Origin of the sequence: Streptomyces sp. NBC_00289 (assembly GCF_041435115.1) — a bacterium.
Taxonomy (GTDB): Bacteria; Actinomycetota; Actinomycetes; order Streptomycetales; family Streptomycetaceae; genus Streptomyces.
The window spans coordinates 1,684,225-1,710,699 of record NZ_CP108046.1 but is presented as its reverse complement, the minus strand read 5'-3'; the positions used below and the strand labels follow the sequence as shown (position 1 = coordinate 1,710,699).

The window sequence follows — 26,475 nt, the reverse complement described above, 5'->3', positions numbered from 1 at the left end:
TTCTCACCCTTCACACCCACCATTCGGCCGGCGCGCGCGGATGTGGCCGTCGTCACGCCGGGGGAGTGCCGCCGCCCGGCGGAAGGTGGATGTGGACGGCGCAGACGTCGTCCTGGCGCTCCTGCTCGACCAGCGCCGCGTGCAGGGCGGACAGGCTGTCCGGTCGGCCGGTCGCGAGCAGGGGCGAGGCCGCGGTGACGAGTCGGTCCAGACCGGTGAGCAGGTCCTGACCGGGGCGCTCGATCAGGCCGTCCGTGAACAGCAGGACGTGGTCGGCCTCCTGGAGCTGGAGGGTCGCCTCCTCGAAGACGGGTGTGCCGGTGGCGCCGAGGATGATTCCCGCCGGGCGCGCGAGGGGCTCGGCCCTGCCGTCGCGGACGAGCACCGGCGGCAGATGACCGGCCTGCGCCCAGGTGAGCGTGCGGTCGGACGGCCGGTAGCGCGCCACGATCATGGTCGCGGTGGTGTGCCCGCCGGTCGACGAGGTCAGGTGCATGAGCAGGGTGTTGAGCCGGGTGAGCGCGTCCGTCAGGCTCGAACCCGTGATGATCATGCCCTTGGCGGTGAAGCGCAGCTGGGCCATCGTGGCGACCGCGCTGATGCCGTGCCCCATGACGTCACCGATGACGAACAGGGCCTCCCCGTTGGGCAGTTCGATGGCGCTGTACCAGTCCCCGCCCACGCTGATGCCGCGCTCCGCGGGCAGGTAGAGGGCGTGGGTCCACAGACCGGCCAGGGTGACGGGGCCGGCGGGCAGCGGGAGCAGTGCCTGTTGCAGACGGGCGGCCACCCTGCGCTCGGCCTGGAGCAGGCCGCGCTGGGTGGAGACCGCCCGCTCGCTGTCGAGCAGGGCGAGTTCCGCGTCCCGCTGTCCCGAGAGGTCCTGGAAGAAGCCGTGCACGTCCAGCGGGGTGCCGGCCGCGTCGGTGGTGGCTTCGGCGACGATGCGCAGGTGCCGTACGCCGTCACGGGTCCTGACCCGGAAGGGCTGGTCGATCGGGGCGCCCTCGCTCAGCAGCTCCTGGGCGGCGGCGGTCAGCCCCGGCAGGTCCTCGGGCAGCACGTGGTCCGGCAGTTCCTCCAGGCGCATCGGACCGCGCCCCGGGTCGCGGTCGAAGATCGTGAAGACGTGGGGCGACCAGGTGACGGTGTCGGTGACCAGGTCCCAGTCGGCCCAGCCGAGGTTGCCGAGCCGCTGGAGCGCGGAGAGCCGTTCCTCCTGCCGGGTCGTGACGTCGTGCCGCACCCACGAGACGACGAGGTGCCCGCCCAGCCGGGAGGCGCGCAGCGAGTAGCTGGAGTGCTGCGGAACCCCGGCGACCACCTCCTCGTACGCGAACGGTTCGCCGGTGAAGGGCCGGCCGGTGGTCAGCGCCTCCAGGTAGCCGTCCCACAGCTCCGTGCCGACGATCGTGGGGTAGCACTCCAGCACCCTGAGGCCGATGAGCTGCCTGCCCCTGCGGTTCGCGATGTCGACGGAGTCCGGTGCGGCGGCCTCGATTCGGTAGTCCTCGACGGTGCCGTCGGCCGAGCGCAGCGGGGCGACGAGGATCACCGAGCCGGGCAGGGTGTCCAGGATCTGCTGCACGCTGTCGACGGACGGCTTCCGGGGCGGTGCGGTCGCGTCGAGACTGGCCATCCGGCCCGCGGACAGCTGGACGGCCGCCTCCAGCAGCTCCCGTTCGCCCGATGTGAAGACCCGCTCGGCCGTCCGCAGCACGAGGACGATCTCGTGCGCCTCTCCGCCGGCGACGACCGGCAGCCAGGCCTGTGACGCCCAGCGGTGTCCGTCGCGGTCCGGCACGGTGTACGGCTCGTCGGACTCGGGCTTCTCCGACCAGTACGGCTCCCGCGTCCTGAGCGGATCCCGCGCGCCGCCGCCGATCACTCGCGGCAGGTGCCTCCACCGGGCGGTGTCCACGTCGTCCAGTCCGGCCTGGCCGGACAGGCGCAGTGCCTCTCCCTCCCGGTCGTAGACCAGGACGGCGTCGGCCCCGGCCTCGGCCGAGAGATGGTCGAGCAGGCAGCGGGCGAGCTCCCGCGGATCGCGTACGGCGGCCAGGGCCATGCCCAGTCTGCCGAGCAGCAGGGCCGTACCGCTGCCCGTCGTACCGGTGCCGGGCCGGCTCGCTCTCGGGTGGTCGGGCCGGGTGGGGACCAGATACTGCTCGGAGGTGAACACCGATCCCGTGTCCCCTGCCTCGACGGCAGTCGCCGCGTGGCCGCGGTCCCGTACCGGACGGATACCGCCGAGCGTCAGCCAGCACTCCTCGACGAGGGTGCGTTCGCCGGCCCGGGACCGCTCGAGCAGGATCTCGTAGGCCTCCTGGGCGGAGCATCCCTCCTGGACCATGACGGCGCCCTTGGCGCGTTCGAGGACCGGCAACAGGGCGGCGACGCGCTGCAGTTCGGTGATCTCGTCACGCTGACGCACCACGACCCTCGCCAGGGCCAGGTAGTCGGAAGCCGCACCCGTTCGGGGCAGCTGTTCCTCTGCTGTCACGTCCCGAGCATGGCACAGTCGCAGGCCGCCGGTCAGCTCGCAACCGTGCCGTGACCAGCGGACGTCGGGGCGTGGCCACAAGGGGGCCCGGCGGCTTCGTTCAGGACGCGCGGACGTCCGGAAGTGGCCGCCGCCCGGCCGCCGGCGCACGACTCCCCCTCCCCGCGCTCAGGCGCTGTGGGCGAGGGCCTCGTCGAGACTCGGATGGTGCGGAATGAGCTCGTCGACCCCGACGATCCGCAGAGGTCTCAGGACGGCGGGGCCGGCGGCGGCCAGCCTGACGAACCCCCCGCCTTCGGCGGCGGTGAGGTGGGCGTGGATGAGGACGTCGATGCCGCTGGAGTCCAGGAAGGTGACCGCCGTCAGATCCAGCACCTGGCGCGGAACGGCCACCCGCGGGTCCTGAAGGGCCTCGCCGAGGTGCGGAGCGGTGGTGTGGTCGATCTCGCCGACCAGGATCAGTACGGCGGTGCTGTCGGTGGACTGCCGCCGTGAGATGGTCAGCGCGGAATGCCGCATCCGGTGGATCCCCTCGAAGGTCGTCGGGTGGGAGGTCCGGGACGAGCCGGTCCGGCTCCCAAGCAACCGTAGGAGCGCCAGGAACGTCAACCGGAGCACGGAGCGGTTGACCGGAACCCGGCCGGGCCGCACGCGACGGCTACGCGCGTACACGTGCCTCGTCCCTCTCGGCAAAAGTGAGGGCGGGGAGGGGTTCGATGCGTATCGTGGGGGACCGGACGCCCTTCGGCACCCTGGACCGGGCCCGGAACGGACAGTGAGGCGGTTGATGACTTCGGCTTACAGGCCCGACTCCGCCACCTCGTCCGCCGCCTCCGTGATGCGGGACTTCACCGGTGGGTCGGAGATGATCCCCGCGTCGAGGGACGTCGTCCAGGACTTCGTGGACCTCCTGCTCGAAGCACGGGTCGACATGGCCGACACCTTCGGGGACTCGGCGCGGCTGGTGGTCAGCGAACTGGTGACGAACGTCGTCCGGCACGCGCCGGGCCCGTCCCGGCTGCGGCTGACCCTGACGGACGACAGCGTGGAGATCGCGGTCACGGACACGGGCGAGGGCTGGCCCACGTTCCTGCCGCGCGACCCGCTGCGGATCGGGCAGCACGGTCTGGAGATCGTCACCCGGTTGTGCGGCGAAGTGATCACCAAGCCGGGCGAGACGGGCAAGACGGTCTCCGTGCGCCTGCCCCTGTGCTGAGCGACGGCGAGGCGGGCCGGGTTTGGCCGCCTCGACGCGGGTTACCCGGTGTGGTGACATCAAAGGTCAAGTGCGACTTGGAGTGATTCAAGGTGGCCGGAGAGCAGAAGGCCAAGGCGAAGACGGAACAGGCCAAGGGCAAGGCCAAGGAGACGGTCGGCCGGGCGCTGGGCAACGAGCGCATGACGGCCGAAGGCCGGGCCGAGCAGTCGAAGGGCGACGCGCGTCAGTCCAAGGAGAAGGCGAAGGACGCGTTCCGGCACTGACGAGCACCACCCCGAGCGGGGTCCCCGTCCGAACGGACGGGGACCCCGCTCGGTCCTGTCTGAGGTGACAAAGGCGCGGCCCCGGGCTGCGTTCTTGTGAGCACGGCCTGAGGACGCCGTGGGCACCGCCCTACGGTCCGGCCATGGACATGAGCCGCAGCAGAGGAAGAACCTGGTCCGGCGCCGCGCTGGCGGCGCTGTTGACGGCAGGCGCGCTCACCGCCGCCGCCCCGGACGCCCGAGGCCAGAACGCGCGCAGCGAGACGCCCGTCGTCTCGGCGTCCCCGGTCACCGGGGTGAGCGAGTCCGTGGTCCGGGTGCGGGTGCCCCTGCCGGCCTCGGCCGGAGCCCGGCCGGCGGCCTGCGACTGGCTGTCGTATCTGCGCTACCGCTCCACCGACGGGCCGGCCTCCTCGGCCGACGCCGACCGCGTCCTGGTCGCCCAGCCGGGCATCCTGGAGGGCGCCGGCGCGTTCGACAGCGTCGCCCGCAACACGGTCGCGCTCGCCGCCGGTCAGGGCCGCCACATCGAGTTCTGGGCCCTGGACCGGCGGTCCAACTGCCTGGAGGACCGCACCGGGATCGCCTCCGGCGACCAGCACACGGCCGTCGACTACTACTACCGGGGCAAGCAGGCGGGCGGCCGGACCTTCGGCGGCTTCCTCGGCAACGAACGGCTGGGATGGCTGGCGAAGCTCGGCATCGGGCAGACCGTGCGCGACCAGTACGACCTGCTGACCGCCGAGTTGCCCGACCAGGGTCTGCGCAAGCGCAAGGTGCTCTGCGGCGGGCACTCGCTCGGCGGGGTCATCACCGGATACTTCGCGGCCGCCGACTTCGACGGCGACCCCGGCACCACGGCCGACGCCGGCTACCAGCAGTGCGCCGGCTACTTCGCCCTCGACACCACCGTCTCCACCTCGCTCGCCGACCTGAGCGGCAGCATCCCGGACGACACCAACCTGCCCGACGTCGGTCTCGGCCACGCCGCCGTGCAGGCGGGCCTCGACTCCGGGGTACTGCCGCGCTCCCTGTCGGCGCCGGTGCTGCTGAACCCCGAGACCATGACACTGCTGGCCATCGCCGGTCTGGGCGCCACGCGGGATCCCCACGGCGAGGCCGACCTGCCCCGCTACCTGCCCGCCGGCCTCAACATCGAGGCCACGAACCGGTTCCTGTTCTCCAGGGACACCGCCACGTTCCTCTCCGGCTCACCCGCCGTGAAGGACTTCCGGCTCACCAACGAGGCGGTACTCGGCGCGCTGATGGACGACCACTCGGTTCCGTTGGCCTTCCTGCAGAGCAGCGTGGGCTTCTTCGACGGCGGCCCGGTCGTCGACAAGAACTTCCCCGCCGCCAACGGCAGTTCACAGCCGACCGGGCTGTACGGCACCGAGTACAAGGCCATCCCGGAGCAGCCGCACGGGCCGTTGTACACCTGGCGCGACTACGACCGGGTGGGCGACGCCGACGACCCCGGGCACCGGTCCGCCGACGGTACGCCGTTCACGAACGCGGGCAAGGAGGTCACCGGCATCCAGGAGCTGGCCCGCAGCCTGGCCGAGCAGCCGCTGGACTTCACCGAGCAGTATTTCCCCACCAGGCTGGTCACGGACCTCGAACTGGCCACCTCACCGCAGGTGAAGAAGCTGCTCGTGCACCCCGAGGGGCTGACGGCCAACCCGACGCTCACGGTGCTCGCGGGAGACGGCCTGCTGGCCGGACGCATCCCCGCCGACCTGCACCCCGTGGTCGCCGACGGCTACCAGCACCTCGACGTGCTGACCGCGGCGGCGGCGCAGAACGACGGCCGGCCGGAGCCCGTCTCCACCCACCTGGCCCTCTTCGCCCGCTCTCCGCGGTAGGGGCGCCGGGTTCCGCGCACGGGTCCGGGGCCCGGGAGGACGTCCTCCCGGGCCCCGGACCCGTGCGGTTGTGCGGCTGTGCAGGTCCGGCTCAGACCCGGCCCGCGGCGAAGGCGGCCGCCGCGTCGGCGTCGGCCGTGTAGCCGAGGTGCGCCAGCACGTCACCGCCACCGTTCTCACAGATGGGGTCGCCCTTCGCGCAGAAGTCGAGGGTGCGGCCCTGGTAGGTGCCGGTGACGCTCTTGCCGAGAGCCCGGATCGGGTTGCCGAACAGCAGCACCGCGGCGACCCTCGGTTCGAGGGCGGCGGGCAGGGTGGCCACGATGGGGCTGCCGACCACCGCGCCGGCGCTGCTGATGCCGATGGAGTTGTCGACGACGTTCGCGCCCTGCGAATAGCCCACGAGAACGAAACGCTGATTCGGGCACGATGCCGCCTGCCCGCGCACGTGATTCACCAGGTCCGTGTTTCCCTGGGCGGCCGAGGTGAGGGACAGGTCCGCGGGATAGTTCACCTTGTAGCTGGACAGGCTTTTGCCCGGCAGTTTCTTCTGTAGCGCGGAGAACACCGGATCGCCGACGATGGCGCCGAGCGTGCCCGGCTCGAAGGTGCCGCGGGCCGCCACCACGTCGATGTCCGTGCAGGCGACGGCGGTTGCGGTGGGCGTGGAGAGGGCGGCCAGTCCGGCTCCGCCGGCCAGGGAGAGCGCGGCGAGGCATAAACGGATACGCATGGGGGATCCTTTGCGGGTGGGGCGCTTTCTGCGCCTGCGAAAAAGGACGGTCCCGAACGTATTCGTGTTTCCCGGCCGAGCGTTATGGACGGAAATTCAGAATTCCAGTGTGTTTTTGTTCCGTGGTGAGTGGGGGGTGACTTCGGAGATTTTCCTACGGTGTGATCCCGCCCTGCTCCCGTAATGCCGCGGCGCGCAGGGAGAGGATGAGGTCCAGACGGGTGCCGGGGTCGTGCAGGGCGTCGCCGAAGAGCTTCTCGAGCTGGCGCAGGCGGTAACGGACCGTCTGTGGATGGACATGCAGCCGGGCGGCGACGTCGGGGACGTTGCTGCCGCTGAGCAGCCAGGCCAGCAGCGTCTCGGCCAGCCGCGGACGCTGCCCTTCGGAGGCCGCGTCGAGCGGCGCGAGGGCACGCGCCTCCAGCTGGGCGAGCAGCGGCTCGTCACTGTGCAGCACCAGGACCGACAGATGGTCGGCACACCGCACCACACCCTGGCGGGGCAGGATCCCGCGGCCCATCAGCCCGAGGGCCCGCGTCGCCCAGCGCAGCGACCGCGCGGCCTCGGTGTGGGCGAGGTCCTGCACGGCCTCGGGGGAGACCGGGCCGTCGCCGAGCAGCAGGTCCAGCAGGCGCCTGCGCCGTCGCTCCAGCTCGTCCGAGTCACGCAGCCGGGCCTCCGCGTACCCGGCCGCGGCCGCCTCCGCGACCTCGTGCACGGTCTGGAAGGCGAGCTCACCGAGCGCGGACACCACCGCGGAGTCCAGCCCGAGATCCTCCGCCGTGCGGCCCAGCAGCCGCCAGGCGTGCAGCCCGCCGACGCGCAGCGCCGACTGCAGCGCGTCCAGGCTGCGGCCCTCCAGGGCCTCACCGCGCCCGAGTTCGTGATACGTCGCGGCGATCGCCTCACCCCGCCCGCGCGGATCGGCGATGTGGTCGACGAAGAGGGTCAGCGCCTGCACCACTCCGGACCTGAGGTGCCGGCCGTAGGCGTCGTCGCCCAGCCTGCCGTACTCGGGCACCTGTCTGCGGACCTCCTCCTCCACCTCGTCGGCGACGGCCTCGAGCCGGGTGCGCAGCGGGCCGGCCAGCTCGGGCGGGACCACCGGTGCGGGTCCGGTACCGTCCGGCCGGCCCTGCGGGGTGGGGACAGCCATCGCGGACACTCCTTTCACCCGGAGGCGGCTCACCCGCGGAGTGTTTCCCGTGGGGCGAGGGACATGTCCTGGGTTGGACGCACGCCCCTTGCGCTCCGTTCCGTGCCCCGGCGGCACCGCCGTCACTCCGGCAGGCCCAGCGCACCGGCGAGCATCGGCCACGACGCGGTGAACTCCCGCTTCCAGTAGGCCCAGCTGTGTCCTCCTCCGGGGTAGAAGTGCGTGGTGACCGGGACGCGCAGCAGCGCGAGCGTGTCGGCGAAGCTGTGGGCGGAGAGCCACAGGGCGCTCTCCAGGGCCTCGGGGAGCCAGTCGCCGCTGCCGCCAACGACACCGCTGCCGCCGGAGACGTACAGGGGCGTGCCGCGCAGACCCCCGGCGCGGGCGCGCGGGTTGAAGTCGCGCCAGGTGAGGAGGTCGAGCAGCGGACTGCCCCAGAGGGAACGGGGCGAGAGGTTCTCGCGGGCCACGATGGCGTCCATGAGCGGGGGCACGCCGGGTGCGGTGGTGTCGAGGATGCCGCTGTAGGAGGCGGCGGCGGTGAACAGGCCGGGGTGGCGGGCGGCGTGTGCCATCGCTCCGTAGCCGCCGGTGGACACCCCGGCGACGGCCCGCACGCCGGAGGCCCGGAAGTCGCGGGCGAGCAGCGCCGGGACCTCGGTCAGCTGGAAGGTCTCGTAGTCGGGGCCGCCGCGCCAGGCGGTGGGAATGCCGGTGGGCCCGGCGTCCGGCATCGCCACGATCAGTTCGCGGCCCTCGGTGAAGGACTCGATGTCCGTCTCCCGGGTCCAGGAGGTGTAGTCGTCGTGGGCGCCGTGCAGCAGGTACAGGACGGGGTAGGTCCGCGTCGGCCGGGCGTCGAAGTCCGACGGCAGGATCAGCCGCAGTGGCGCGCCGCGGCCCAGCGCCGCGGAGGGCACGGACACGTCCAGGGTGCGTGGACCGATCCGGGTCGCGGCCCGCGCGCGGCCGGCCGCGGCCGGGACGCCGAAGGCGGAGGCCAGGCCCGCGGCGGCGGCCGCCCTGGTGACGGTACGTCGTGACACTCCGGCGGTTCGGTGGGACATGGCGGCTCCTCGGGTCCGGTTCAGCGGGTCTGCTCGGCGAGCACCCGCCGCAGATGGGCGGCGATCTCGTCGACGTGCGGCGGGTCGAGCAGCGACAGATGGTGGCCCGCCACCGGTACGACCTCCAGACGCGGGCACACCTCGTCCCAGCCGAGCGTCTCGTCGTCGCGCTCGTACGCCGGGTCGCGCACGGTGTGCGGAGCGGCCTCGGTGGCCCGGTACAGGACCACCGGGCCGTCGTGGCGCCCCGGCCGGTGGTCCTCGCCGGTCATCAGGTCCAGGTAGGAGGCGCGCTGGTGCGCGAGTGCGGCGGGCGGCACGTCAGCGGCCTCGCGCAGGGCCCGCAGCACGGCGTCGACGCGCTCCCGGTCGTCGTCCAGCGCGAGGAGGTCGGCGTAGGGCAGCTCCAGCCGTACTCCGTAGCTTTCGGCGACGTGGCGGGCGAAGCCCGTGAGGTGGGAGCGGATCCGGTCGGCGCGCGTCCGGCCGGCCAGGGGGAGGGGCCGTACGGAGTCGATGAGCACCACCAGCTCCACGGCCCGTCCGGCGGCGGTGAGCTGCCGCGCGGTCTCCTGGGCGACGAAGCCGCCGAAGGACCAACCGCCCAGCAGACAGGGGCCGTCGGGGTGGGCAGCGGCCACCGCGTCGGCGTATCGGCGTGCCTTGTCCGGCACCGTCCGGGCCTCTTCCAGCCGGTCCAGTCCGTAGACCGGCCGGTCGTCCCCGAGCCGTTCGGCGAGCCCTCGGTAGACGTCGGTCGTGCCGCCCGCCGCGTGGATGAGGAACAGCGGGGCGCCGGAGCCGGTGGCCCGCAGCGTCCGCAGGGCCGTCGGGGTCCCTCCGGCGAAGTTCTCGACCGCCGGGCCGTTCGCAACGGCCTGTTCGATACGGGTGGCCGCGGCCCCGACGCTGTCGGCGCCGAGCAGCTCGCGCAGGGGCAGCCCGATGCCGAACTCGCGCTCCACGGCCGTACGGACACGGACGGCCATCAGGGAGTCGAGGCCGAGGTCGGCCAGTGCGGTGGCGGAGGTGACCCGGGCCGGCGGGTGCCCGGTGACGGCCGAGATGTGGTGGCTCAGGCGGCCGAGGACCGAGGCGGGGCCGCCGGTGGCCGGCTCCGGCTCACGCTCCCGCTCGACGCCGCGGGGAGTCGGGGCCGCCGGATGGGCCGCGGCGGTGGTCCGGCCGTCCGTCCACCAGTGCCGTACGTGCCGCCAGCGCGGCGCGGGCAGGTCGATGACCCGGCCTGGCGGCAGCGGCAGCCGTCCGCCGGCGGCGTACAGGGCGCCCAGTCGGGTGCCGAACTCGGCGACGCCGTCCGAGTCGCGGCGCAGCGTGCCGACGAGGAGCGCGTCGGGCACGGTGTCGGTGACGGCCCGCGACAGGACCGGATGGGGCGAGATCTCGACGAACACGGTGTGGCCGTCGGCCGCGGCCGACGCGAGGGCCCGGTCCAGGCGCACGGGCCGGCGCAGGTTGGCGGCCCAGTGGGCGGCGTCGAACGCGCAGTCGCCGCGCGGGTCGTCGAGGACGGTGGAGTAGACGGGCACGCGAGGGCGTCCGCCCCGGACGTCGGACAGCGCGCCGGTCAGTTCCGGCAACAGCGCGTCGACCTGGGGGGAGTGCCCGGCGCCGACCACGCGCATGGCCCGGGCCGCCCGCCCCCGCTCCGTCAGCCGGGCGACCAACCGGGTCACCGCCGATTCCTCACCGGTGACGACCTTCTGCCGGGGCGAGGAGTGCACGGCGACGTGCACGTCGGGGAACTCCCGTCGCAGGGCGTCCAGTTCGTCGTCGTCCAGGTCGACGACCGCCATCGAGCCGCCGCGCAGCCCACTCAGCAGCCGGGCGCGTACGGTGATGACCCGGGCCGCGTCCGACACGTCGAGGGCGCCCGCGCACACGGCGGCGGCCACCTCACCCATGGAGTGGCCGATCACGGCGGCCGGTTCGACGCCGTGGGAGCGCCACAGTTCGGCGAGGGCGACCTGGAGGCCGAACAGGACGGGCTGGGCCACCTCCAGACGGTCGAGGGCGCCACCCGACGCCAGGTGGTCGTACAGGGACAGGCCGCACTCCGGGGCGAGTTGCGCGTCGAGCTTCTCCACGGCGGCGGCGAACACGGGCTCCTCGGCAAGCAGCCGGCGCCCCATGCCGCGCCACTGGCTGCCGTACCCGGAGAAGATCCACACCGGCGCCCGGCCGACGCGGTCACGATCGCCGGTCACGACCCGCGGGTGGGACCGCCCGGCCGCGAACGCGCCCAGGGCGTCGGAGAGTTCCTCCCGGTCGCGGGCGGTGACGGCGACGCGCACGGGTCCGCGGCCGGCGCGCCCGGCGAGGGTGCGCGCCACGTCGGCGCAGGACGCGGCACGCCCCTCGGGGGTGCGCAGCCAGTCGGCGAGCCGGGCCGCGGTGTCGCGGACGCGTTCGGTGTCGGCGTCGGACAGGAGGTGGAGGTGGGCGGCGGAACCGCCCTGCGGGGCGGGAAGGAGCGCGTCGGGACGCCATTCCTCCAGCACCGCATGGGCGTTGGTGCCGCCGAAGCCGAAACCGGAGACCCCCGCGGTGGCGGTCCCCCCGTAGCGGGGCCAGGGTTCGGGCTCGGTCGCCACCCGCAGCGGCGCGTCGCCGAGGACGCTGCCGTCGGTGCAGTGCAGGGAGGGCGGGATGCGGTCGTGGTGCAGCGCGAGCACCGTCTTGACCAGGCCCGCGATGCCCGCGGCGGCCTCCAGATGGCCGAGGTTGCCCTTCGCGGAGCCGAGCAGCAGCGGCTGGTCCGGGTCGCGCCCCTGGCCGAGGACCGCGCCGAGCGCGCCCGCCTCGATCGGGTCGCCGAGCGGGGTGCCGGTGCCGTGCGCCTCCACGTAGTCGATGTGTGCCGGGGTGAGTCCGGCGCGCGCGTACACGGTGTCCAGGAGCGCCCGTTGCGCGGCGGGGTTGGGCGCCAGGAGGCCGCCCGAACGGCCGTCGGAGTTGACGGCGGTGGCGCGGACGACCGCGAGGACGCGGTCGCCGTCCCGTTCGGCGTCGGAGAGCCGTTTCAGGATGACGGCCGCGCACCCCTCGCCGCGGCCGATGCCGTCGGCCGCGGCCGAGAACGGCTTGCACCGCCCGTCCGGGGCGAGGGCGCCGGCCCGGCGGAACGCGACCGAGACGACCGGCGACAGCAGCAGGTTGACGCCGGCGGCGATCGCCGTGTCGCTCTCGCCCGTGCGCAGGCTGACACAGGCGTGGTGCACGGCGACCAGCGAGGAGGAGCAGGCGGTGTCGACGGCCATGCTCGGGCCGCGGGTGTCCAGGACGTACGACAGCCGGCCCGCGGCGACGCTCAGGGCCGCTCCGGCCGGCGCCCACGGGTCGACCGCGGCCGGGTCGGCGCCGGTGAGCTGCCCGTACTCGGCGGCGGAGATGCCGACGAAGACGCCGGTGGCCGTGCCGGCGAGGGAATCGGCCGGGACGGCGGCGTGCGCGAGGGCCTCGTGGACGACCTCGAGGAGGATCCGCTGCTGGGGGTCCAGCACCGCGGCCTCACGCGGCGGGACGCGGAAGAAGTCCGCGTCGAATCCGGCGATGTCGTCGAGGTAGCCGCCGTGGGAGGGGGCGTCGGCGGGCGGGAAGGCGGTGAAGTCGCGCCAGCGGTCCTCGGGGACGCGCCGGATCGCGTCGACGCCCTCGCTCAGCAACCGCCAGTAGGCGTCCGGACCGTGCACACCGCCGGGCAGCCGGCAGCCGGTCCCGACGACCGCGACGGGCTCACCGGACGGTCCCGGTGCCGCCGGAGGTGCCGCCACCGGGGGAGCGCCCGCCTCCGGTCTGCGGCACAGGCGGATCACCAGGGCCTCGCAGGTGGGCGACTCCCACAGCAGTGTCGAGGGCAGCTCGCGGCCGGTCACCTCGGAGAGCTCCCCGGCCAGGGCGACCGCGTCCCGCGACGACATGCCGAGGTCCGCCAGCGGACGGTCCATCGGGATGTCCTCGGCCGCGGTGCCGCTCCAGACGGCCACCCGCTCGGCGATCAGTCGGCGCAGCGCGCCCTCGTCGGCGGGCCTCACCCGACGCTCCCCGGCGCGCTGTCGGCCGTGGGCGTGTAGGCGCCCTCCAGGTACCTCGTCCGTGTCAGGGCCCGTGACACCTTGCCGCTGGACGTGCGGGGCACGGTGCCCGGCGGGACGAGGACGACGTCCGCCAGCCGCAGCCCGTGCCGCACGGAGACGGCCGCGCGCACGGCCCGTACGAGAGCGGGGACGTCGATCCCGTCGAGGCGCGCGGTCCGCGCGTGTTCCGCCACGAGGACCACCCGTTCGCCCGCCTCGCCGGCCACCGCGAAGGCGGCCAGCCGGTCGCGGCGCACCGCCGGGTGCGCGTCCTGGGCCGTGCCCTCGACGTCCTGCGGATAGTGGTTGCGGCCGTCGACGACGATCAGGTCCTTGAGCCGGCCGGTGACGACCAGCTGTCCGTCCAGGACGGTGCCCAGGTCGCCGGTGCGCAGCCAGCGGTCCCGGACGGCCGTGCCGTCGGCCGGTCCGGCGCCGAAGACCTCCCGGGTGGTGCGCTCCTGGTTCCAATAACCCCGGCCGACGTTGGGGCCCTGCACCCGGATCTCGCCCACCTCGCCCTCGGGCAGTTCGGCGCCGGTCGCCGGGTCGGCGACACGGACCCGCTGGCCGGCCGGGGAGCCGCAGCCCGCCAGCAGGACGGCCCGGGGATCGTCCGGCCTGGCGGGCAGGGCCTTCCCGGCGGCGAGGGCGTCGCGGTCCAGTGCGAAGCGGCGTAATGGCTCGCCGGGCCGGGCGGCGCTGACGAAGACGGTCGCCTCGGCGAGCCCGTACGACGGGCAGTGGGTGTCCGGGGCGAGCCCCTGGGCGGCGAACGCCGTGTGGAAGCGGTCGGCCGTGCCGGGGCGGACCGGCTCGCTGCCGTTGATCAGCGCGGCGACGCCGTCCAGTCGCAGTTCGGCCCGCTGGGCGTCGGTGACGGCCGAGGCGCAGTAGTCGTAGGCGAAGTTGGGCGCGGCACTCAGCGCGTGCGGATGCGCGGCGAGCAGCCGGAGCCAGCGCGCGGGTTCGTGCAGGAACGCGGCGGGGTCCATGAGCACCGACAGCAGGCCGCGTACGACGGGGGCCGCCACGCTCAGGACGAGACCCATGTCGTGGTACAGGGGCAGCCAGCCCACGAAGGTCACGGGGCGGGTGTCGGCACCGTAGGCGGCGAGCGCCTGGCGGGCGTTGGCGACGACGTTGGCGTGGGTGATCTCCACGCCCGCCGGGGTGCGGGTCGAGCCGGAGGTGTACTGGAGGTAGGCGGTGCCGCCGGCGTCCGCCGCGGCCGGCGGCCGCCGGTCCCGGGCGGCGGCGTCCGGCACCAGGTCGGCGGCGACGACCCGCACCGGCTCCCGCGCGCACAGGGCCCGCACCCCGTCCAGGTCACGGCTCGTGGTCACGACGGCCGCCGGACGCGCGTCGGCGAGGACCGTGCCGAGCCGGTCGCCGTGCCCGGGCAGTCCCGGCGGATACAGCGGTACCGCGACCAGGCCGGCGGTGAGCGCCGCCAGGAAGGCGGTGACGTACTCCGTTCCCTGGGGACACAGCAGCGCGACGCGCGCCCCGGGCTCGGCCTCCTTCGCCAGTTCGGCGGCGAGCGCCCGCACCCGCAGGTCCAGGCGCCGCCAGGTCAGGGTGCGGTGGACGCCCCGCGAGTGCGGGGCGGGATGGTCGACGAACGTGAACGCCCGTCGGTCGGGGGCGGTTTCGGCCCAGTGCCGCACGTACTCCGGCAGGGTCCGGCACGCGGGCGCGAGCGGTGGGCGGCGGCTGTCCATCGGGCGTGGCTCCTTCGGGTCAGAGCGGGATGTTGCCGTGCCGGCGCTGCGGCATGGGCGCGCGCTTGCCGCGCAGCGCGCGCAGCGCACGGCAGACACGGGCGCGGGTCTCACGCGGGGCGATCACGTCGTCGACGTACCCGCGCTCGGCGGCGAGATAGGGAGTGCCGTGGGTGCTCTCGTACGCGGCGACGAGGCGGGCGCGCAGCGCCTCGGGGTCGTCGGCGGCGGCCAGTTCACGCCGGTGCAGCACGCCGACGGCACCCTCGGCGCCCATGACGGCGATGCGGGCGCTGGGCCAGGCGAGGTTGATGTCGGCGCCGAGGTGCTTGGAGCCCATCACCGCGTACCCGCCGCCGTACGCCTTGCGCACCACCACGGTGACCTTGGGGACGGTCGCCTCGGCGTAGGCGTACAGCAGTTTGGCGCCGCGCCGGATGATGCCGGCCTGCTCCTGGCGGATCCCGGAGAGATAGCCCGGCACGTCGGCGAAGGTCAGCAGCGGGATGCCGAAGGCGTCGCAGAACCGTACGAAGCGCGCGGCCTTCTCGGAGGCGTCGATGTCGAGAACACCGGCGGCGTGCAGCGGCTGGTTGGCCACGACACCCACCGAGCAGCCCTCGACCCGGGCCAGGGCGCAGATGATGTTCGGCGCGAACAGCTCCTGCACGTACAGCAGTTCACCGTCGTCGACGACCGCGCGCAGGATGTGGCGCATGTCGTAGCCCTCACCGGGCCGGTCCGGCACGATCCGGTCGAGCGGGTCCCCGGCGGGCACACCCGCGGGGGCGTACTCGGGCGGCCGCTCGAGGTTGTTGGCGGGCAGGTACGACAGCAGTTCGCGTACGGCGTCCAGGGCGTCCTCCTCGTCGGCGGCGAGGAAGTGGGCGTTGCCGTTGACCGTGTTGCTGACGCGGGCACCGCCCAGTTCCTCGGCGGTCGTCCGCTCGCCGGTGACCGCCTCGATGACGTCGGGGCCGGTGACGAACATGTGCGAGGCGCCGTCCACCATCACCGTGAAGTCGGTGATGGCCGGCGAGTAGGCGGCCCCGCCGGCGCACGGTCCGAGGACGACCGAGATCTGCGGGATCACCCCGGACGCCTGCACGTTGCGGCGCACCAGTTCGGCGTAGAGCGCGAGTGAGGCGACGCCCTCCTGGATGCGGGCACCGCCGGAGTCGTTGAGTCCGACGACGGGACAGCCGGTCTTCAGCGCCAGGTCCATGAGGGCGATCGTCTTCTCGCCGAAGGCCTCGCCCATGCTGCCGCCGAAGATGGTGGAGTCCTGGGCGAACACGCAGACGGGGCGGCCGTCGACGGTGCCGTGCCCGGTCACCACTCCGTCGCCGTAGGGTCGGTGGGCGCCGTCCGCGCCGGGCCGGGCCCGCACGAACATCCCGGTCTCGGTGAACGAGCCCTCGTCCAGCAGCCGTTCGATCCGCTCCCGGGCCCCGAACATCCCGCGTCTCGCGGGCCGGCCCGGTGTCACCGCCTGTGCCCGGCGGAGTTCGAGGTCGGCGATGCGGTCCTCGGTGCGATCGGCCGGGCGGTTCGTGATGCGGTCGGGCCCGTGTGCGGTCGGCCGCCTTGCCCCGGATGTTGTCGCCTCTGTCGTCACAGCCACCTCCGAAGGGGCCTTCGAATATGGCAGTGGCGGAGGGGCGCGAGGGTGGATCGCCGTTCTGTGTGCGTGAGATGAGTCCCGTGGGGCGGGCGTTCGTCCTGGCGTGACAAGGGATGCGGAGGCGGCGGCGCGCCGCGGGGCCGCGCCGCCTCCCCGCGTCACTCCTCGCGGGTGCGTTGTCCCTGGTCGGGCTCGGGTTCCGCCGTGACGTCCGCCGTGACGGCGTCCTTGGCGGCCTGGTGCTCGGCCGCGTGGAGGCCGCTCACCCTGGCGACCGCGGCGGAGAGCTGCCGCTGTACCGACTGCGGCAGTGGTGGGCCCTTCACCGTGTCCACCAGGTCCTGGGCGAGGTGGTGCAGCTTGGTGTTGGTGTTCTGGGAGGCCATGACGAGCGCGGTGAGGGCTTCGTCGGGGCTGAGCCCGAAGCCGGCCATGAGGAGGCCACGGGCCAGGTCGATCGTGGGCCGGGTCTGCATCGCCCGCCGGAGCTGAACCACCTCGATGCGCAGGTCCTCCTCCGTCGCGTCCGGTTCCGCCGGAGCGTGGTCGGTGGACGGCGCGTCGGGCTCCCGGTCCGGCCCGTCCTCGTCGTGGGAGGTGAACAGGGGTAGGACGTCGGTGAGTTCGAGTACCCGCGCGACGGCCGGGCCGACGGCTCGGATGGTCACCGTCTTGGACTCGGCCAGGGCCTGCCGGCGGACGGTCAGCAGGACGTTGAGGGCGGAGCAGTCGCAGAATCCGACGTCGTACAGGTCCAGGTCGATGCCCCGGACCGAACGGGCGAGGGCGGAGCGCAGGCACTGGCGCAGCCTCTGGTCGACCCCGAGGTCCAGTTCGCCCCGGATGGTGACGACCACGCGGTCCCCCTCGGCATGCGTGTCGATGACCGGCTCCTGGAGCGCCGAGGGGTCGGGGCCGACCATCGCATCGGTTGTCACCGCGCACGTGATCGCGTCCCCGGCCTCGGGCTGTTCTGAGTACGCCGACTCGGGCATGGCGGTCTCTCCCGGCATTGTTCGTCCTCTCCCTCCCAGACTCACTCCGGGGCACCGAACACGTCAACAGATACATGAAATAAATTTCGTGTTTTTGTCAACGTGAACGCTGGAGCGTATGATTCGGGCTATGGATGGAGTGCTCGAGCCGCACAACGGATGGACGTTCGTCACCAACCACGCCCGCGTGCTGGCTGCCATCGCGGACGACCAGTCCGCGCGTATCCGTGACATCGCCGCACGCTGCCGGCTGACGGAACGCGCGGTCCAGAAGATCATCTCCGACCTGGAGCAGGGCGGTTACCTCTCGCACACCCGGGAAGGGCGCGGCAACACCTACCGGATCGAAGCGGGCAAGGTGCTGCGCCATCCCGCCGAGGCCGGACTCAGCGTGGCCGCCCTGCTCTCCCTGCTCGTCCATGACGAGGCCCATCGCGCCGAGTGACCCGAGCGGCGGAGCCGAGCTGCCCGCCGCCGGTCCACCGCGCCGGACCGGCGGCAAGCTGTCCGTCGCCGGTCCGCCGCGCCGCCTGGCTCGCGCACCGTCGCTGAGACCTGTGCCTCGCTGGCGCGTGCCTCGCTGAGACGTGTCCCGCCCTCGCCGAAAGTTTCGGTCGCTGTGGCGACAGTTGGGGGAAAAGTAGGGGCGTCTCCTCGGCAAGGCAAGAGGCGGGGTGCCAACACCGTGTCCGTGCGGCCTTCTTGAGCCATCTGTGGCAGACCGTTGTCCACACCGTTGACGCTGACGGGGGCCGGTCGTAGGGTCTGCCGCGCAATTCCGGAATCTCATCGAAAGTTTCGGAGCATCCGTCCTGTCCGGATGCCCGTACCGCCCTGCTCCACTCACCGGAAGAAGGGGACGAGATGGTCACCCGCACGTCCATCGGACCGGCCTCGGCGAGCCCACGCCGCCACTCCCGCACCCACCCGGCCCTGGTGTTCGGCCTCACCGCCCTGCTCGCCGGGGCCGGCGTCACCGCCCTGTCGGGGACGGCCGACGCCGCGAGCACCCTGGGGTCGGCCGCGGCCGGCAAGGGCCGCTACTTCGGCACCGCGGTCGCCGCGAACCATCTGGGCGAAACCCCGTATGTCTCGACGCTCGACACCGAGTTCGGCTCGGTGACGCCCGAGAACGAGATGAAGTGGGACGCCGTCGAAAGCACCCGCAACTCGTTCACCTTCGGTGCCGCCGACCAGATCGTCGGCCACGCCCAGGGCAAGGGCATGAAGATCCGCGGGCACACGCTCGTGTGGCACTCCCAACTGCCCGGCTGGGTCTCGGGCCTGGCCGCCGGCGACCTCAGAACGGCGATGAACAACCACATCACCCAGGTCATGCAGCACTACAAGGGCCAGATCCACTCCTGGGACGTCGTCAACGAGGCGTTCCAGGACGGCAGCAGCGGCGCCCGGCGCAGCTCGCCCTTCCAGGACAAGCTCGGCAACGGCTTCATCGAGGAGGCGTTCCGCACCGCACGCGCGGCGGACCCCGCCGCCAAGCTCTGCTACAACGACTACAACACCGACGGCGTCAACGCGAAGAGCAATGCCGTCTACGCCATGGTCAAGGACTTCAAGGCACGCGGCGTACCCATCGACTGCGTGGGCTTCCAGTCCCACTTCAACTCCGCCTCACCCGTGCCCGGCGACTACCAGACGAACCTGCAGCGTTTCGCCGACCTCGGCGTCGACGTGCAGATCACCGAGCTGGACATCGAGGGCTCCGGCACCTCCCAGGCCACCAGCTACGGCAACGTGGTGAAGGCCTGTCTGGCCGTCTCGCGGTGTACCGGCATCACCGTGTGGGGCGTCACCGACAAGTACTCCTGGCGCAGCAGCGGAACACCGCTGCTGTTCGACGGCAACTACACCAAGAAGCCCGCCTACGACGCCGTCCTCACCGCCCTGGGCGGTTCGGGCTCCGGGTCCGGCGGCGGAACGGCCGCCTGCTCCGTCTCCTACAGCAAGGCGACGGAGTGGAGCGACCGCTTCAACGGCACGGTGACCGTCACCGCCGGCGGGTCCGCGATCAGCGGCTGGTCGACGACGGTCACCGTGACCCCGCCCCAGAAGATCAGCGCGACCTGGAACGGAACGCCCACCTGGGACAGCGGCGGCAACGTGATGACCATGAAGCCGAACGGCAACGGCACCCTCGCCGCGGGAGCGTCGACGAGCTTCGGCTTCACCGTCATGAAGAACGGCAGCGGCGCGGCCCCCACCCTCGGCGCCTGCACGGCCTCCTGACCGCACCCGCGCCGGCCGCGGTCATCGCGCCGGTCCGGTGGCCGCCGCACGAGCGGCCACCGGACCGGCGCACATCGCGGAAGAGGCGGCCGCGTCAGGGCTTGAGCGCCTTGCGCGGGCCGGGCTCGGAGGCGGCGGCCCACACCATCGGCAGTTCCCGTTCGCGTTCCCGGGCCACGGCCTGTTCCCGGCCGTACAGCAGACCCCAGGTGAAGCCCGGCTCGCCCGCCGCCTGGGCCGCCAGCGCGAGACCGCGCAGGGTGTCCCGTGCCACGACGCTGTCCTGGTGGTCGCCGAGCACCTGCTGTACGGCCTTGATCCGCTTGCCGAACCGCTTGGCGGGTTTGCCGAGCGAGGCCCGCGCCGGTTCGGTGGCGTAGCGCGTCTTCTTGGCCGCCTTGCGCGCCTGGTGCAGGGCCGCGTCGGCGTCCTTGCCCGGACGGAGCGCCAGCGCGCGGGCCATCCGGCCGGCCAGGCGGTCGTACTCCTTGGTGATCGCCTTCGTCATCACCTTCCGGGGTTTGCGGGCAGCCTTGCGACGCAGCGGGGGCTGCGCCGTGAGCGCGGCCAGAGAGTCCAGAAGGGTCAGGTAGCGCGGTGAGTTGAGAGCGTCGAGGCTCCGTTGGCGCGCGGCGGAGCTCTCCGTGACGTGCCACACCCGCAGCCGGGCCCTGACGGGTCCGAGGACGAGTTCGCGCGGCAGGGCCCCGATGCCCGAGTCGAGCCGCTCCAGCAGGACCTCGTGGTCGCGTTCCGCGCCCAGCTCGCCGCCCAGCCACTGCAGCTCCGCACGGACCGGATCCGTGACCTCGCGATCCAGCACCGACCGGTAGGACCGCAGCACACTGCGCAGCCGGCGGCAGGCCACGCGCATCCTGTGCACCGAGTCGGGCACACCGCGCCGTACGGCGGGATCGAGGTCCACGAGGGCGTGCACCTGCTTGTCCACATACGCGAGGACCTGCTCGCCGGCCGAACCGGGCTTGACCCGCTCCACGCGCGCGTCCGGCAGACGGGGCGCACCCGCGGCCGTCTCCTCCAGCGCCCGGGCCAGCTTGGACGGGTGGCGTGCCCGGTCGATGCCCTGCTTGCGCAGCGCCTTGTCCACGGCGTCCAGGACCGAGGGGTCGGCGCCTTCGGCGAGCTCCACCTCCATCTCCGTCCAGGCGGCCCGCGCGGTGCCGGCGAGCGGGGAGTCGGCCCGGACGGCGTCGACGGTGAGCTCGGCGAGGGGGGTGCCCTCGGCGTCGAGGAGCAGTCGGGTGTCGCGCCTGGACCGGATGCGGACGACCGGCCTCAGTTCCGCGCCCCGGGTGCGGGAGAGGGTCAAGTCGCGCAGCTCGTCCGGAAGTTCGTCGCTCGGCGGGGCCTGCACCTCCTCCCGGGTGTCGCCGGACCCGGGCAGCTTGAGGTGCCAGCCGGCGTCGCTCCCGCCACTCCTGCGCCGCAGCGTGGCCGAGCCGGCGGCGAGGCGCAGGTCGTCCGTGTCGAAGTAGACGGCGTCCAGGTCCTGGACGCCCTGCTTCACTACGGACCTGATGCCGTCCACGCCCGTGAGGTCGGGCAACCACGAGGTGTCGTCGGCCGAAGGTGCTTCGTACTTCCGCTCTGTCTCTCGCGTCGACTTGGCCATACCCTCCGCGTACTCCTCCCGGCGCGACTCAAACCCCGACGCGTCCTCGACCTGGCACCGCCGGCCGGTGCCTATGGGGCGCCCCGGGTGTCATGACAGTCGGGCGCCGGGGGAGGCCCCGGACCCGGCGGGGCGGTGAGAGGATCGTTGCCATGGACATCCATCGGAGGAACAACGTCACCGTCACGGGCAACCCCGCCGGACCGGCGGTGGTGCTCGCCCACGGGTTCGGCTGCGACCAGAACATGTGGCGCCTGACCGTGCCGGCCCTCGCCGACACCCACCGAGTGGTGTTGTTCGACTACGTCGGCGCCGGGCGCTCCGACCTCTCCGCCTTCCGGGAGGAGCGGTACTCCTCCCTGGACGGGTACGCCCAGGACGTCGTGGAGGTGTGCGAGGCGCTCGACCTCAGGGACGCGGTGTTCGTGGGGCACTCGGTCAGCGCCATGATCGGGGTGCTGGCCGCCCGGCGGGCGCCGGAGCGCATCGGTGCCCTGGTCATGGTCGCGCCCTCACCCCGGTACATCGACGACGTCGGCTACCACGGCGGCTTCGGCCGCGAGGACATCGAGGAGCTCCTGGCCTCCCTGGAGGCCAACTACCTGGGCTGGTCGGCCGCCATGGCTCCGATGATCATGGGCAACCCGGAGCGGCCGGAGCTCGGCGAGGAGCTGACCGCGAGCTTCTGCGCCACCGATCCGGCCATGGCGCTCGTCTTCGCGCGCACCACGTTCCTGTCCGACTCCCGGGACGACCTCAAGACGGTCGGCGTGCCGAGGCTGGTGCTGGAATGCACGCAGGACCTCATCGCGCCCCGGGCGGTCGGTGCCTTCGTGCACGCTGCCGTCCCGGGCTCGAAGCTGGTTACCCTGGAGGCCACGGGCCACTGTCCGCACATGTCCGCACCCGAGGCCACCAACGAGGCGATCGCCGGATTCCTGGCGGACCTGCGCTGATGGCCCGCCTCGGCCACACACCCGGGCCCCACGACGCCGACGACGGCGCCACGGAGACGGTGTTCGCCTCACTCCTGGAGGACAGCGCGGAAGAGCTCTACGAGACCGCACCCTGCGGCTATCTGTCGACGCTGATGGACGGAACCGTCGCGAAGATCAACGCGACGCTCCTCGGCTGGCTCGGCCTGCCCAGGGAGGCGGTGGTGGGGCGCATGCGCTTCCCCGACCTGCTCACCGTGGGCGGCAAGATCTACTACGAGACGCACTACGCCCCGCTGCTGCGCATGAAGGGCGAGGCGAGCGGGATCGCACTGGAACTCAGGGCGTCCGACGGCAGCAGGAGGCCGGTACTGGTGTCCTCGGCCGTGAAACACGGCAGCGGGGGTGAGCCGCAGCTGATCCGCACCTCCCTCTTCGACGCACGGGACCGGCGCGCCTACGAGCAGGAGCTCCTCAGCGGCAGGAAGGAGGCCGAGGCGGCACGCCGGCAGGCCGAGGCCGACCGGGCCCGGCTGCAGGAGGCGCTCGCCGTCCTCCAGCGGAGCCTGCTGCCCGACGCCCTGCCCGTCATACCCGGGCTCGAGGCCGCCGCGCACTACCACACGGCCTCACCCGACCGGCTCGGCGGCGACTTCTACGACGTCTTCGCCGTCGACGGCAGACGCTGGGCGTTCTTCCTGGGCGACGTGTGCGGCAAGGGCCCCGAAGCGGCGGCCGTCACCTCCCTGACCCGCTACACCCTCAGAGCCGCGGCCCTGCACGACCCCGATCCGGTCGCCGCCCTCTCCACGCTGAACACCGTGCTGCGCGAGCGGTACACCGGCAGCGACCCGCGCTACTGCACCGCCATATTCGGCACGCTCGAACCGGAACAGGACAGCGGCCGGGTCACCGTCCGCCTGGCCTCCGGCGGCCACCCCCCGGCCCTCGTCCTGCGTGCCGACGGCGGCTGCGACTTCCTGCCCACCCCCGGCGGCCTGCTGGTCGGCGTCCTGCCCGACGCGCACTTCACTCCCGTCACCACCACGCTGTCGCCCGGGGACAGCCTGCTGCTGTACACCGACGGCCTCACCGAGGCCCGCACCGGACCGGACCGCACCGAGTTGTACGGGGACCGGGCACTGCGGGACTTCGCCGCCCACCATGCCGGCGGCCCGCCGAAGGCGGTGATCAGCGCGCTGACCGAACTGCTGCGCACCTTCGGGGAGGGCCTGGACGACGACACGGCCCTGCTCGCTCTCGGCGTCCCCGCCGACACCCGGTCCCAGCCCGACACCACGACGAAGAACACATCATGAGCAGCCCGCTGAACATAGCCTCCCGCGACGCCGCCGCCGGTCCCGTACTGGAGATCGCCGGCCCTCTCGACTACGCCCACGCCACGGCACTGCGCGAGCACGTCTCCCGGTGCGCCCTCGATCCCGGCCAGTGCCTGACCCTCGACCTCGCCGGGATGGACTTCTGCGACTCCACCGGGATCACGGCGCTCATCGCCGCACGCAACCACGCCCTGGCCGCCGGCGCCGACATCGCGCTCACGGCCGTACCGCCGAACACCCTGCGGGTGTTGCGCATCGTGGGCCTGGACCAGATCTTCACGATCCGTCCGGGAACCGACGTGGCCGGCCCTTCGTGACCGCGCGCTGACCTCGGCGCCCACCGCGGACCCGGGGCAGGGTGAAGTCGTGGATCTTGGGAACACGCGTAAACGATCTTCGTGTCGGTCCCAAGAGGGGGGAATCACCACCGTGGCCACACCCGCGCGCCGCATACGCCGAGTGAACCGTCGGCGTGTGTTCGATCTCCGCGCCACAGCGATGTTCTTCACGTTTCTCGCCGTCCTGTTGAGTGTCGTGGGATTCGCCGCGCGCACCGCTGCGGGCGTTCTCGAGCGACGCCCCGGCTGGGCGCTGGTCCTGCTCGTCGTCGCAGCGGCCGGCTGCCTGATCCTGCGACACCGCCGGCGCCGGTTCTCGCCGGCCCGAGCGGCGCGCCGGGCCGCGGCCGCGCTCGATGAGGCGTCCAGAGCGGCCGCCGACCTCCTCGAACCGTCCCCGACCACGACTCCGACGCACGCCTGGACCGGCGTCGCCGGGGCGGAAACCGAAGCCCGGCCCGTCACGATCGAGGACGCGCGACCGGGCGTACCGGAGGAAGAGGGCGCCGTGGCGGACGCGACGCGCGTTCTCGTCCCCGAGACGCCCGTCGACGAAGCCGGCACCGCCCTCGCGGACGACGATCTCGACCCCTACGCGTTCGAGGAGACGGTCGCCGCCCTCTGCGAGCGGGACGGTTGCACCGAGGTCGAGGTGGTCGGCGGAGCCGGGGACCTCGGCGCCGACGTTGTCGCCGTGGCCCCCGACGGGCGGCGTCTCGTCATCCAGTGCAAGCGCTACGGCGACGGCAACAGAGTGGGCTCCCAGGACCTCCAGCGCTTCGGCGGCACCTGCTTCACCGTCCACGAGGCGGACGTGGCCGTCCTGGTCACCACGAGCGAGTTCACCGCGCCGGCGGTCGAGTACGCCGAGCAGTGCGGGATCGTGTGCTGGGACGGGCCCGCCGTGCGGGCGTGGAGCGACGGCACCGGGCCACGGCCCTGGGAGCAGCCCGAGGAGAGCGGCTGTACCGACGGGACGCCGTACTGACACGGCCGCCCGCGCCTGATCCGCCCGCTCAGGCTCCCGACCCCGGATCAGGCCGTACGGCCGCATGGATGCCGGCCCTGGCCGCCTCGAGCTGGGCGGCGAACGCGATGCCCAGAAACAGTGCGACGCCGGTGAGGTTGGCCCACAGCAGGAGCGCGACGAAGGCGGTGAGAGGCCCGTAGACGGCGCCGAACGTCCCGCTCTTCTCGACGTAGAGCGCCAGCAGCCAGGTGGCAGACACCCATACGAGGAGGTGGACGGCGGAGCCGAAGGCCAGCCAGGTGTAGCCGGGCTGGACGCGGCGCGGCGACCACCGGAAGATCACGGCCGAGGCCACCCAGGCGAGGAGCAGACCCACCACGAGTTCGAGCGGCTTCCACCACGAGGCGTCCTCGCCGGGGCGGCCGACGGACTCCACGACCGCGCTGCCGACGGCCTCACCTGCGACGAGCACCACGAACCCGAGCACCATCGGCATTCCGGCCGCGAGCGCGAGCAGCAGCGCCCGCCCGTATTTCCGCGGGAACGGCCGGTCGCGTTCGATGCCGTAGATGCGGTTGGCGCCCCGCTCGATCTGTCCCATCGCCGAAGCGAGGTTGAGCAGGGCGAACACCAGCCCCGTCCACAGGGCGAGGGTGCTCCACACGTCGCCGTCCGCACTGCGCCGCGTCCCGTTCAGCGCGTCCTCGACGACGTCGGCGCTGGCGCCGGGCACGATCCGGCCGAGCGTGTGCTCGATGATCCGGCCCACCCCCTCGGTGTGCACCGAAGTGGCCAGCCCCACCAAGGCGACGGTGAAGGGCACCAGACCCAGCACCACCTGGAACCCGAGGGCCCGCGCGTTCGTGAACCCGTCCGCGTAACGGAACCGGGCGAAGGAGTCGACCAGCAGGCGCACACCTCCGTAGTGGCGCAGCGCGGTCAGCGCCTCGTCGCCGGAGAGCTCGTCTCCGATCATGTCCCGGGTCTGCGGGACGTGGACGGCGGTACCCATTGGCTCGGTGTCTCCTCGGCTCGCGCGACCGGTCTGTTCCCCGGATGCCCCGTGACAGCACCTTTCAGCGGATCGGACGCGGAGGCGTACAGCGGTGCCGGATCGCGCGACGCGTCGGCCGTGGACGTGGGACGGTGGACATGGCTCCGGGTACAGGGAGGCTGACGCCCGTGCGTGTGATCGTGTGGATCGCCGAAGGTACATGGCCCGCCTGCGTGGACGCCGCTCGCGCGCACACCTCCGACGACAGCGGCGTCGTCCTCCTGCACGTCAGCAGTCCCGACGTCCCCGGCATCGCGCACGGCGCCTACGCCGGCCTCCTGGGCCGCGGCCACAACGAACGCGACCCGGGCACCCGGCTGGAGGAACTGGGCGTCACCTCGGCCGCGCTGCTCCTGGACGCCGCGGCGGAGCGTCTGCGCCGCCCGTGCGTACGGATGGAACGGACGGGACGCCCCGAACAGGAAGTGATCGCCGCCGTCGAAGGCGCCGACCTGCTGGTCCTGGCCCGCGACGGGGACCGCAGCCGTCTGGGACCCCGCAGTCTCGGGCACGCCTCCCGCTTCGTGCTCGACCACGCCCCCTGCCCGGTCCTGCTCGTCTGGCCGGAACCCGCTCCGGACACCCGCACCCTGCCGCCGCCACCACCGCCCCCTCCGCCGCATCACCGGTAGCGCCCGGCCCCAGGCGGGCAGCGCGCCGTCCGGACGACGGAGACCCGACGGTGTGGGTGTGGTGCGCACGGCGCCCACGG

The 26,475-nt window shown here is 73.1% G+C and carries 21 protein-coding genes; 10 read left to right on the top strand and 11 right to left on the bottom strand.

Going from position 1 to position 26,475, the window contains the following annotated elements:
- Window positions 1-52: 52 nt before the first annotated feature.
- Together OG985_RS08235 and OG985_RS08230 are read right to left on the bottom strand one after the other, a co-directional pair.
- Complete coding sequence (locus tag OG985_RS08235) at window positions 53-2,503, bottom strand: SpoIIE family protein phosphatase (RefSeq protein WP_371667593.1); 2,451 nt, start codon at window positions 2,501-2,503, stop codon at window positions 53-55.
- Between the two features lie 168 nt (window positions 2,504-2,671).
- The gene (locus tag OG985_RS08230) at window positions 2,672-3,175 is read right to left on the bottom strand and encodes an STAS domain-containing protein (RefSeq protein ID WP_371667592.1); all 504 of its coding nucleotides are present in this window, start codon (window positions 3,173-3,175) and stop codon (window positions 2,672-2,674) included.
- Window positions 3,176-3,290: 115 nt separating this feature from the next.
- Here OG985_RS08230 and OG985_RS08225 point away from each other — a divergent pair, with 115 nt between their 5' ends.
- From OG985_RS08225 to OG985_RS08215, 3 genes are all read left to right on the top strand, one after another.
- Complete coding sequence (locus tag OG985_RS08225; protein WP_371667591.1) at window positions 3,291-3,719, top strand: ATP-binding protein; 429 nt, start codon at window positions 3,291-3,293, stop codon at window positions 3,717-3,719.
- Window positions 3,720-3,811: 92 nt separating this feature from the next.
- The gene (locus OG985_RS08220; protein WP_371667590.1) at window positions 3,812-3,985 is read left to right on the top strand and encodes a CsbD family protein; all 174 of its coding nucleotides are present in this window, start codon (window positions 3,812-3,814) and stop codon (window positions 3,983-3,985) included.
- Window positions 3,986-4,128: 143 nt separating this feature from the next.
- Window positions 4,129-5,850: a hypothetical protein gene (locus OG985_RS08215; RefSeq protein ID WP_371667589.1), complete on the top strand. Its 1,722-nt coding sequence runs from the start codon at window positions 4,129-4,131 to the stop codon at window positions 5,848-5,850.
- Between the two features lie 91 nt (window positions 5,851-5,941).
- Here OG985_RS08215 and OG985_RS08210 read toward each other — a convergent pair whose 3' ends face one another.
- The 7 genes from OG985_RS08210 to OG985_RS08180 all read right to left on the bottom strand — a co-directional run bounded on the left by OG985_RS08210 (window position 5,942) and on the right by OG985_RS08180 (window position 17,264).
- On the bottom strand, window positions 5,942-6,583 hold the full coding sequence (locus tag OG985_RS08210) for a cutinase family protein (protein WP_371667588.1): 642 nt from the start codon (window positions 6,581-6,583) through the stop codon (window positions 5,942-5,944).
- Between the two features lie 154 nt (window positions 6,584-6,737).
- Window positions 6,738-7,739 (bottom strand): helix-turn-helix domain-containing protein, encoded by a 1,002-nt coding sequence (locus OG985_RS08205; protein ID WP_371667587.1) that lies wholly within the window; start codon window positions 7,737-7,739, stop codon window positions 6,738-6,740.
- 122 nt (window positions 7,740-7,861) lie between these two features.
- On the bottom strand, window positions 7,862-8,806 hold the full coding sequence (locus OG985_RS08200; protein ID WP_371667586.1) for an alpha/beta hydrolase: 945 nt from the start codon (window positions 8,804-8,806) through the stop codon (window positions 7,862-7,864).
- Window positions 8,807-8,826: 20 nt separating this feature from the next.
- Complete coding sequence (locus tag OG985_RS08195; protein ID WP_371667585.1) at window positions 8,827-12,861, bottom strand: acyltransferase domain-containing protein; 4,035 nt, start codon at window positions 12,859-12,861, stop codon at window positions 8,827-8,829.
- A complete protein-coding gene (locus OG985_RS08190; protein ID WP_371667584.1) occupies window positions 12,858-14,627 on the bottom strand; it encodes a fatty acyl-AMP ligase in 1,770 nt (589 codons plus the stop codon). The genes OG985_RS08195 and OG985_RS08190 overlap by 4 nt, the downstream gene beginning before the upstream one ends.
- A gap of 19 nt (window positions 14,628-14,646) precedes the next feature.
- Window positions 14,647-16,245, bottom strand: coding sequence for an acyl-CoA carboxylase subunit beta (locus OG985_RS08185; RefSeq protein WP_371667583.1), 1,599 nt, complete (start codon window positions 16,243-16,245; stop codon window positions 14,647-14,649).
- Between the two features lie 164 nt (window positions 16,246-16,409).
- Window positions 16,410-17,264 carry an ANTAR domain-containing protein gene (locus OG985_RS08180; protein ID WP_371667582.1) on the bottom strand — a complete coding sequence of 285 codons (855 nt, stop codon included), beginning with the start codon at window positions 17,262-17,264 and terminating at the stop codon, window positions 16,410-16,412.
- A gap of 112 nt (window positions 17,265-17,376) precedes the next feature.
- Here OG985_RS08180 and OG985_RS08175 point away from each other — a divergent pair, with 112 nt between their 5' ends.
- Both OG985_RS08175 and OG985_RS08170 read left to right on the top strand, forming a co-directional pair.
- Window positions 17,377-17,691: a helix-turn-helix transcriptional regulator gene (locus OG985_RS08175; protein WP_371667581.1), complete on the top strand. Its 315-nt coding sequence runs from the start codon at window positions 17,377-17,379 to the stop codon at window positions 17,689-17,691.
- Between the two features lie 419 nt (window positions 17,692-18,110).
- Entirely contained in the window at window positions 18,111-19,493 is a 1,383-nt protein-coding gene (locus OG985_RS08170; protein WP_371667580.1) for an endo-1,4-beta-xylanase, read from the top strand.
- 94 nt (window positions 19,494-19,587) lie between these two features.
- Here OG985_RS08170 and OG985_RS08165 read toward each other — a convergent pair whose 3' ends face one another.
- Window positions 19,588-21,126 carry a CHAD domain-containing protein gene (locus OG985_RS08165; protein ID WP_371667579.1) on the bottom strand — a complete coding sequence of 513 codons (1,539 nt, stop codon included), beginning with the start codon at window positions 21,124-21,126 and terminating at the stop codon, window positions 19,588-19,590.
- 152 nt (window positions 21,127-21,278) lie between these two features.
- Here OG985_RS08165 and OG985_RS08160 point away from each other — a divergent pair, with 152 nt between their 5' ends.
- The 4 genes from OG985_RS08160 to OG985_RS08145 all read left to right on the top strand — a co-directional run bounded on the left by OG985_RS08160 (window position 21,279) and on the right by OG985_RS08145 (window position 24,727).
- Window positions 21,279-22,082, top strand: coding sequence for an alpha/beta fold hydrolase (locus OG985_RS08160; RefSeq protein ID WP_371667578.1), 804 nt, complete (start codon window positions 21,279-21,281; stop codon window positions 22,080-22,082).
- Complete coding sequence (locus tag OG985_RS08155) at window positions 22,082-23,380, top strand: PP2C family protein-serine/threonine phosphatase (RefSeq protein ID WP_371667577.1); 1,299 nt, start codon at window positions 22,082-22,084, stop codon at window positions 23,378-23,380. The genes OG985_RS08160 and OG985_RS08155 overlap by 1 nt, the downstream gene beginning before the upstream one ends.
- Window positions 23,377-23,718 carry an STAS domain-containing protein gene (locus OG985_RS08150; RefSeq protein WP_371667576.1) on the top strand — a complete coding sequence of 114 codons (342 nt, stop codon included), beginning with the start codon at window positions 23,377-23,379 and terminating at the stop codon, window positions 23,716-23,718. The genes OG985_RS08155 and OG985_RS08150 overlap by 4 nt, the downstream gene beginning before the upstream one ends.
- 181 nt (window positions 23,719-23,899) lie before the next feature.
- Window positions 23,900-24,727 (top strand): restriction endonuclease, encoded by an 828-nt coding sequence (locus OG985_RS08145; RefSeq protein WP_371674299.1) that lies wholly within the window; start codon window positions 23,900-23,902, stop codon window positions 24,725-24,727.
- Between the two features lie 28 nt (window positions 24,728-24,755).
- On the opposite strand, the gene OG985_RS08140 is transcribed toward OG985_RS08145, so the two are convergent.
- Window positions 24,756-25,721 (bottom strand): YihY/virulence factor BrkB family protein, encoded by a 966-nt coding sequence (locus tag OG985_RS08140; RefSeq protein WP_371667575.1) that lies wholly within the window; start codon window positions 25,719-25,721, stop codon window positions 24,756-24,758.
- Between the two features lie 170 nt (window positions 25,722-25,891).
- Between OG985_RS08140 and OG985_RS08135 the strand changes: the two genes are divergently transcribed.
- Window positions 25,892-26,395, top strand: coding sequence for a universal stress protein (locus OG985_RS08135; protein WP_371667574.1), 504 nt, complete (start codon window positions 25,892-25,894; stop codon window positions 26,393-26,395).
- Window positions 26,396-26,475 lie beyond the last annotated feature (80 nt).

Bases quoted from the DNA above. Each gene is read 5' to 3' on its own strand.
- OG985_RS08150 (WP_371667576.1), top strand. From the start codon at position 23,377: ATGAGCAGCCCGCTGAACATAGCCTCCCGCGACGCCGCCGCCGGTCCC.
- OG985_RS08160 (WP_371667578.1), top strand. From the start codon at position 21,279: ATGGACATCCATCGGAGGAACAACGTCACCGTCACGGGCAACCCCGCC.
- OG985_RS08190 (WP_371667584.1), bottom strand. From the start codon at position 14,627: ATGGACAGCCGCCGCCCACCGCTCGCGCCCGCGTGCCGGACCCTGCCG.
- OG985_RS08225 (WP_371667591.1), top strand. From the start codon at position 3,291: ATGACTTCGGCTTACAGGCCCGACTCCGCCACCTCGTCCGCCGCCTCC.
- OG985_RS08200 (WP_371667586.1), bottom strand. From the start codon at position 8,806: ATGTCCCACCGAACCGCCGGAGTGTCACGACGTACCGTCACCAGGGCG.
- OG985_RS08175 (WP_371667581.1), top strand. From the start codon at position 17,377: ATGGATGGAGTGCTCGAGCCGCACAACGGATGGACGTTCGTCACCAAC.
- OG985_RS08145 (WP_371674299.1), top strand. From the start codon at position 23,900: ATGTTCTTCACGTTTCTCGCCGTCCTGTTGAGTGTCGTGGGATTCGCC.
- OG985_RS08180 (WP_371667582.1), bottom strand. From the start codon at position 17,264: ATGCCGGGAGAGACCGCCATGCCCGAGTCGGCGTACTCAGAACAGCCC.
- OG985_RS08215 (WP_371667589.1), top strand. From the start codon at position 4,129: ATGGACATGAGCCGCAGCAGAGGAAGAACCTGGTCCGGCGCCGCGCTG.
- OG985_RS08205 (WP_371667587.1), bottom strand. From the start codon at position 7,739: ATGGCTGTCCCCACCCCGCAGGGCCGGCCGGACGGTACCGGACCCGCA.
- OG985_RS08165 (WP_371667579.1), bottom strand. From the start codon at position 21,126: ATGGCCAAGTCGACGCGAGAGACAGAGCGGAAGTACGAAGCACCTTCG.
- OG985_RS08140 (WP_371667575.1), bottom strand. From the start codon at position 25,721: ATGGGTACCGCCGTCCACGTCCCGCAGACCCGGGACATGATCGGAGAC.
- OG985_RS08170 (WP_371667580.1), top strand. From the start codon at position 18,111: ATGGTCACCCGCACGTCCATCGGACCGGCCTCGGCGAGCCCACGCCGC.
- OG985_RS08155 (WP_371667577.1), top strand. From the start codon at position 22,082: ATGGCCCGCCTCGGCCACACACCCGGGCCCCACGACGCCGACGACGGC.
- OG985_RS08210 (WP_371667588.1), bottom strand. From the start codon at position 6,583: ATGCGTATCCGTTTATGCCTCGCCGCGCTCTCCCTGGCCGGCGGAGCC.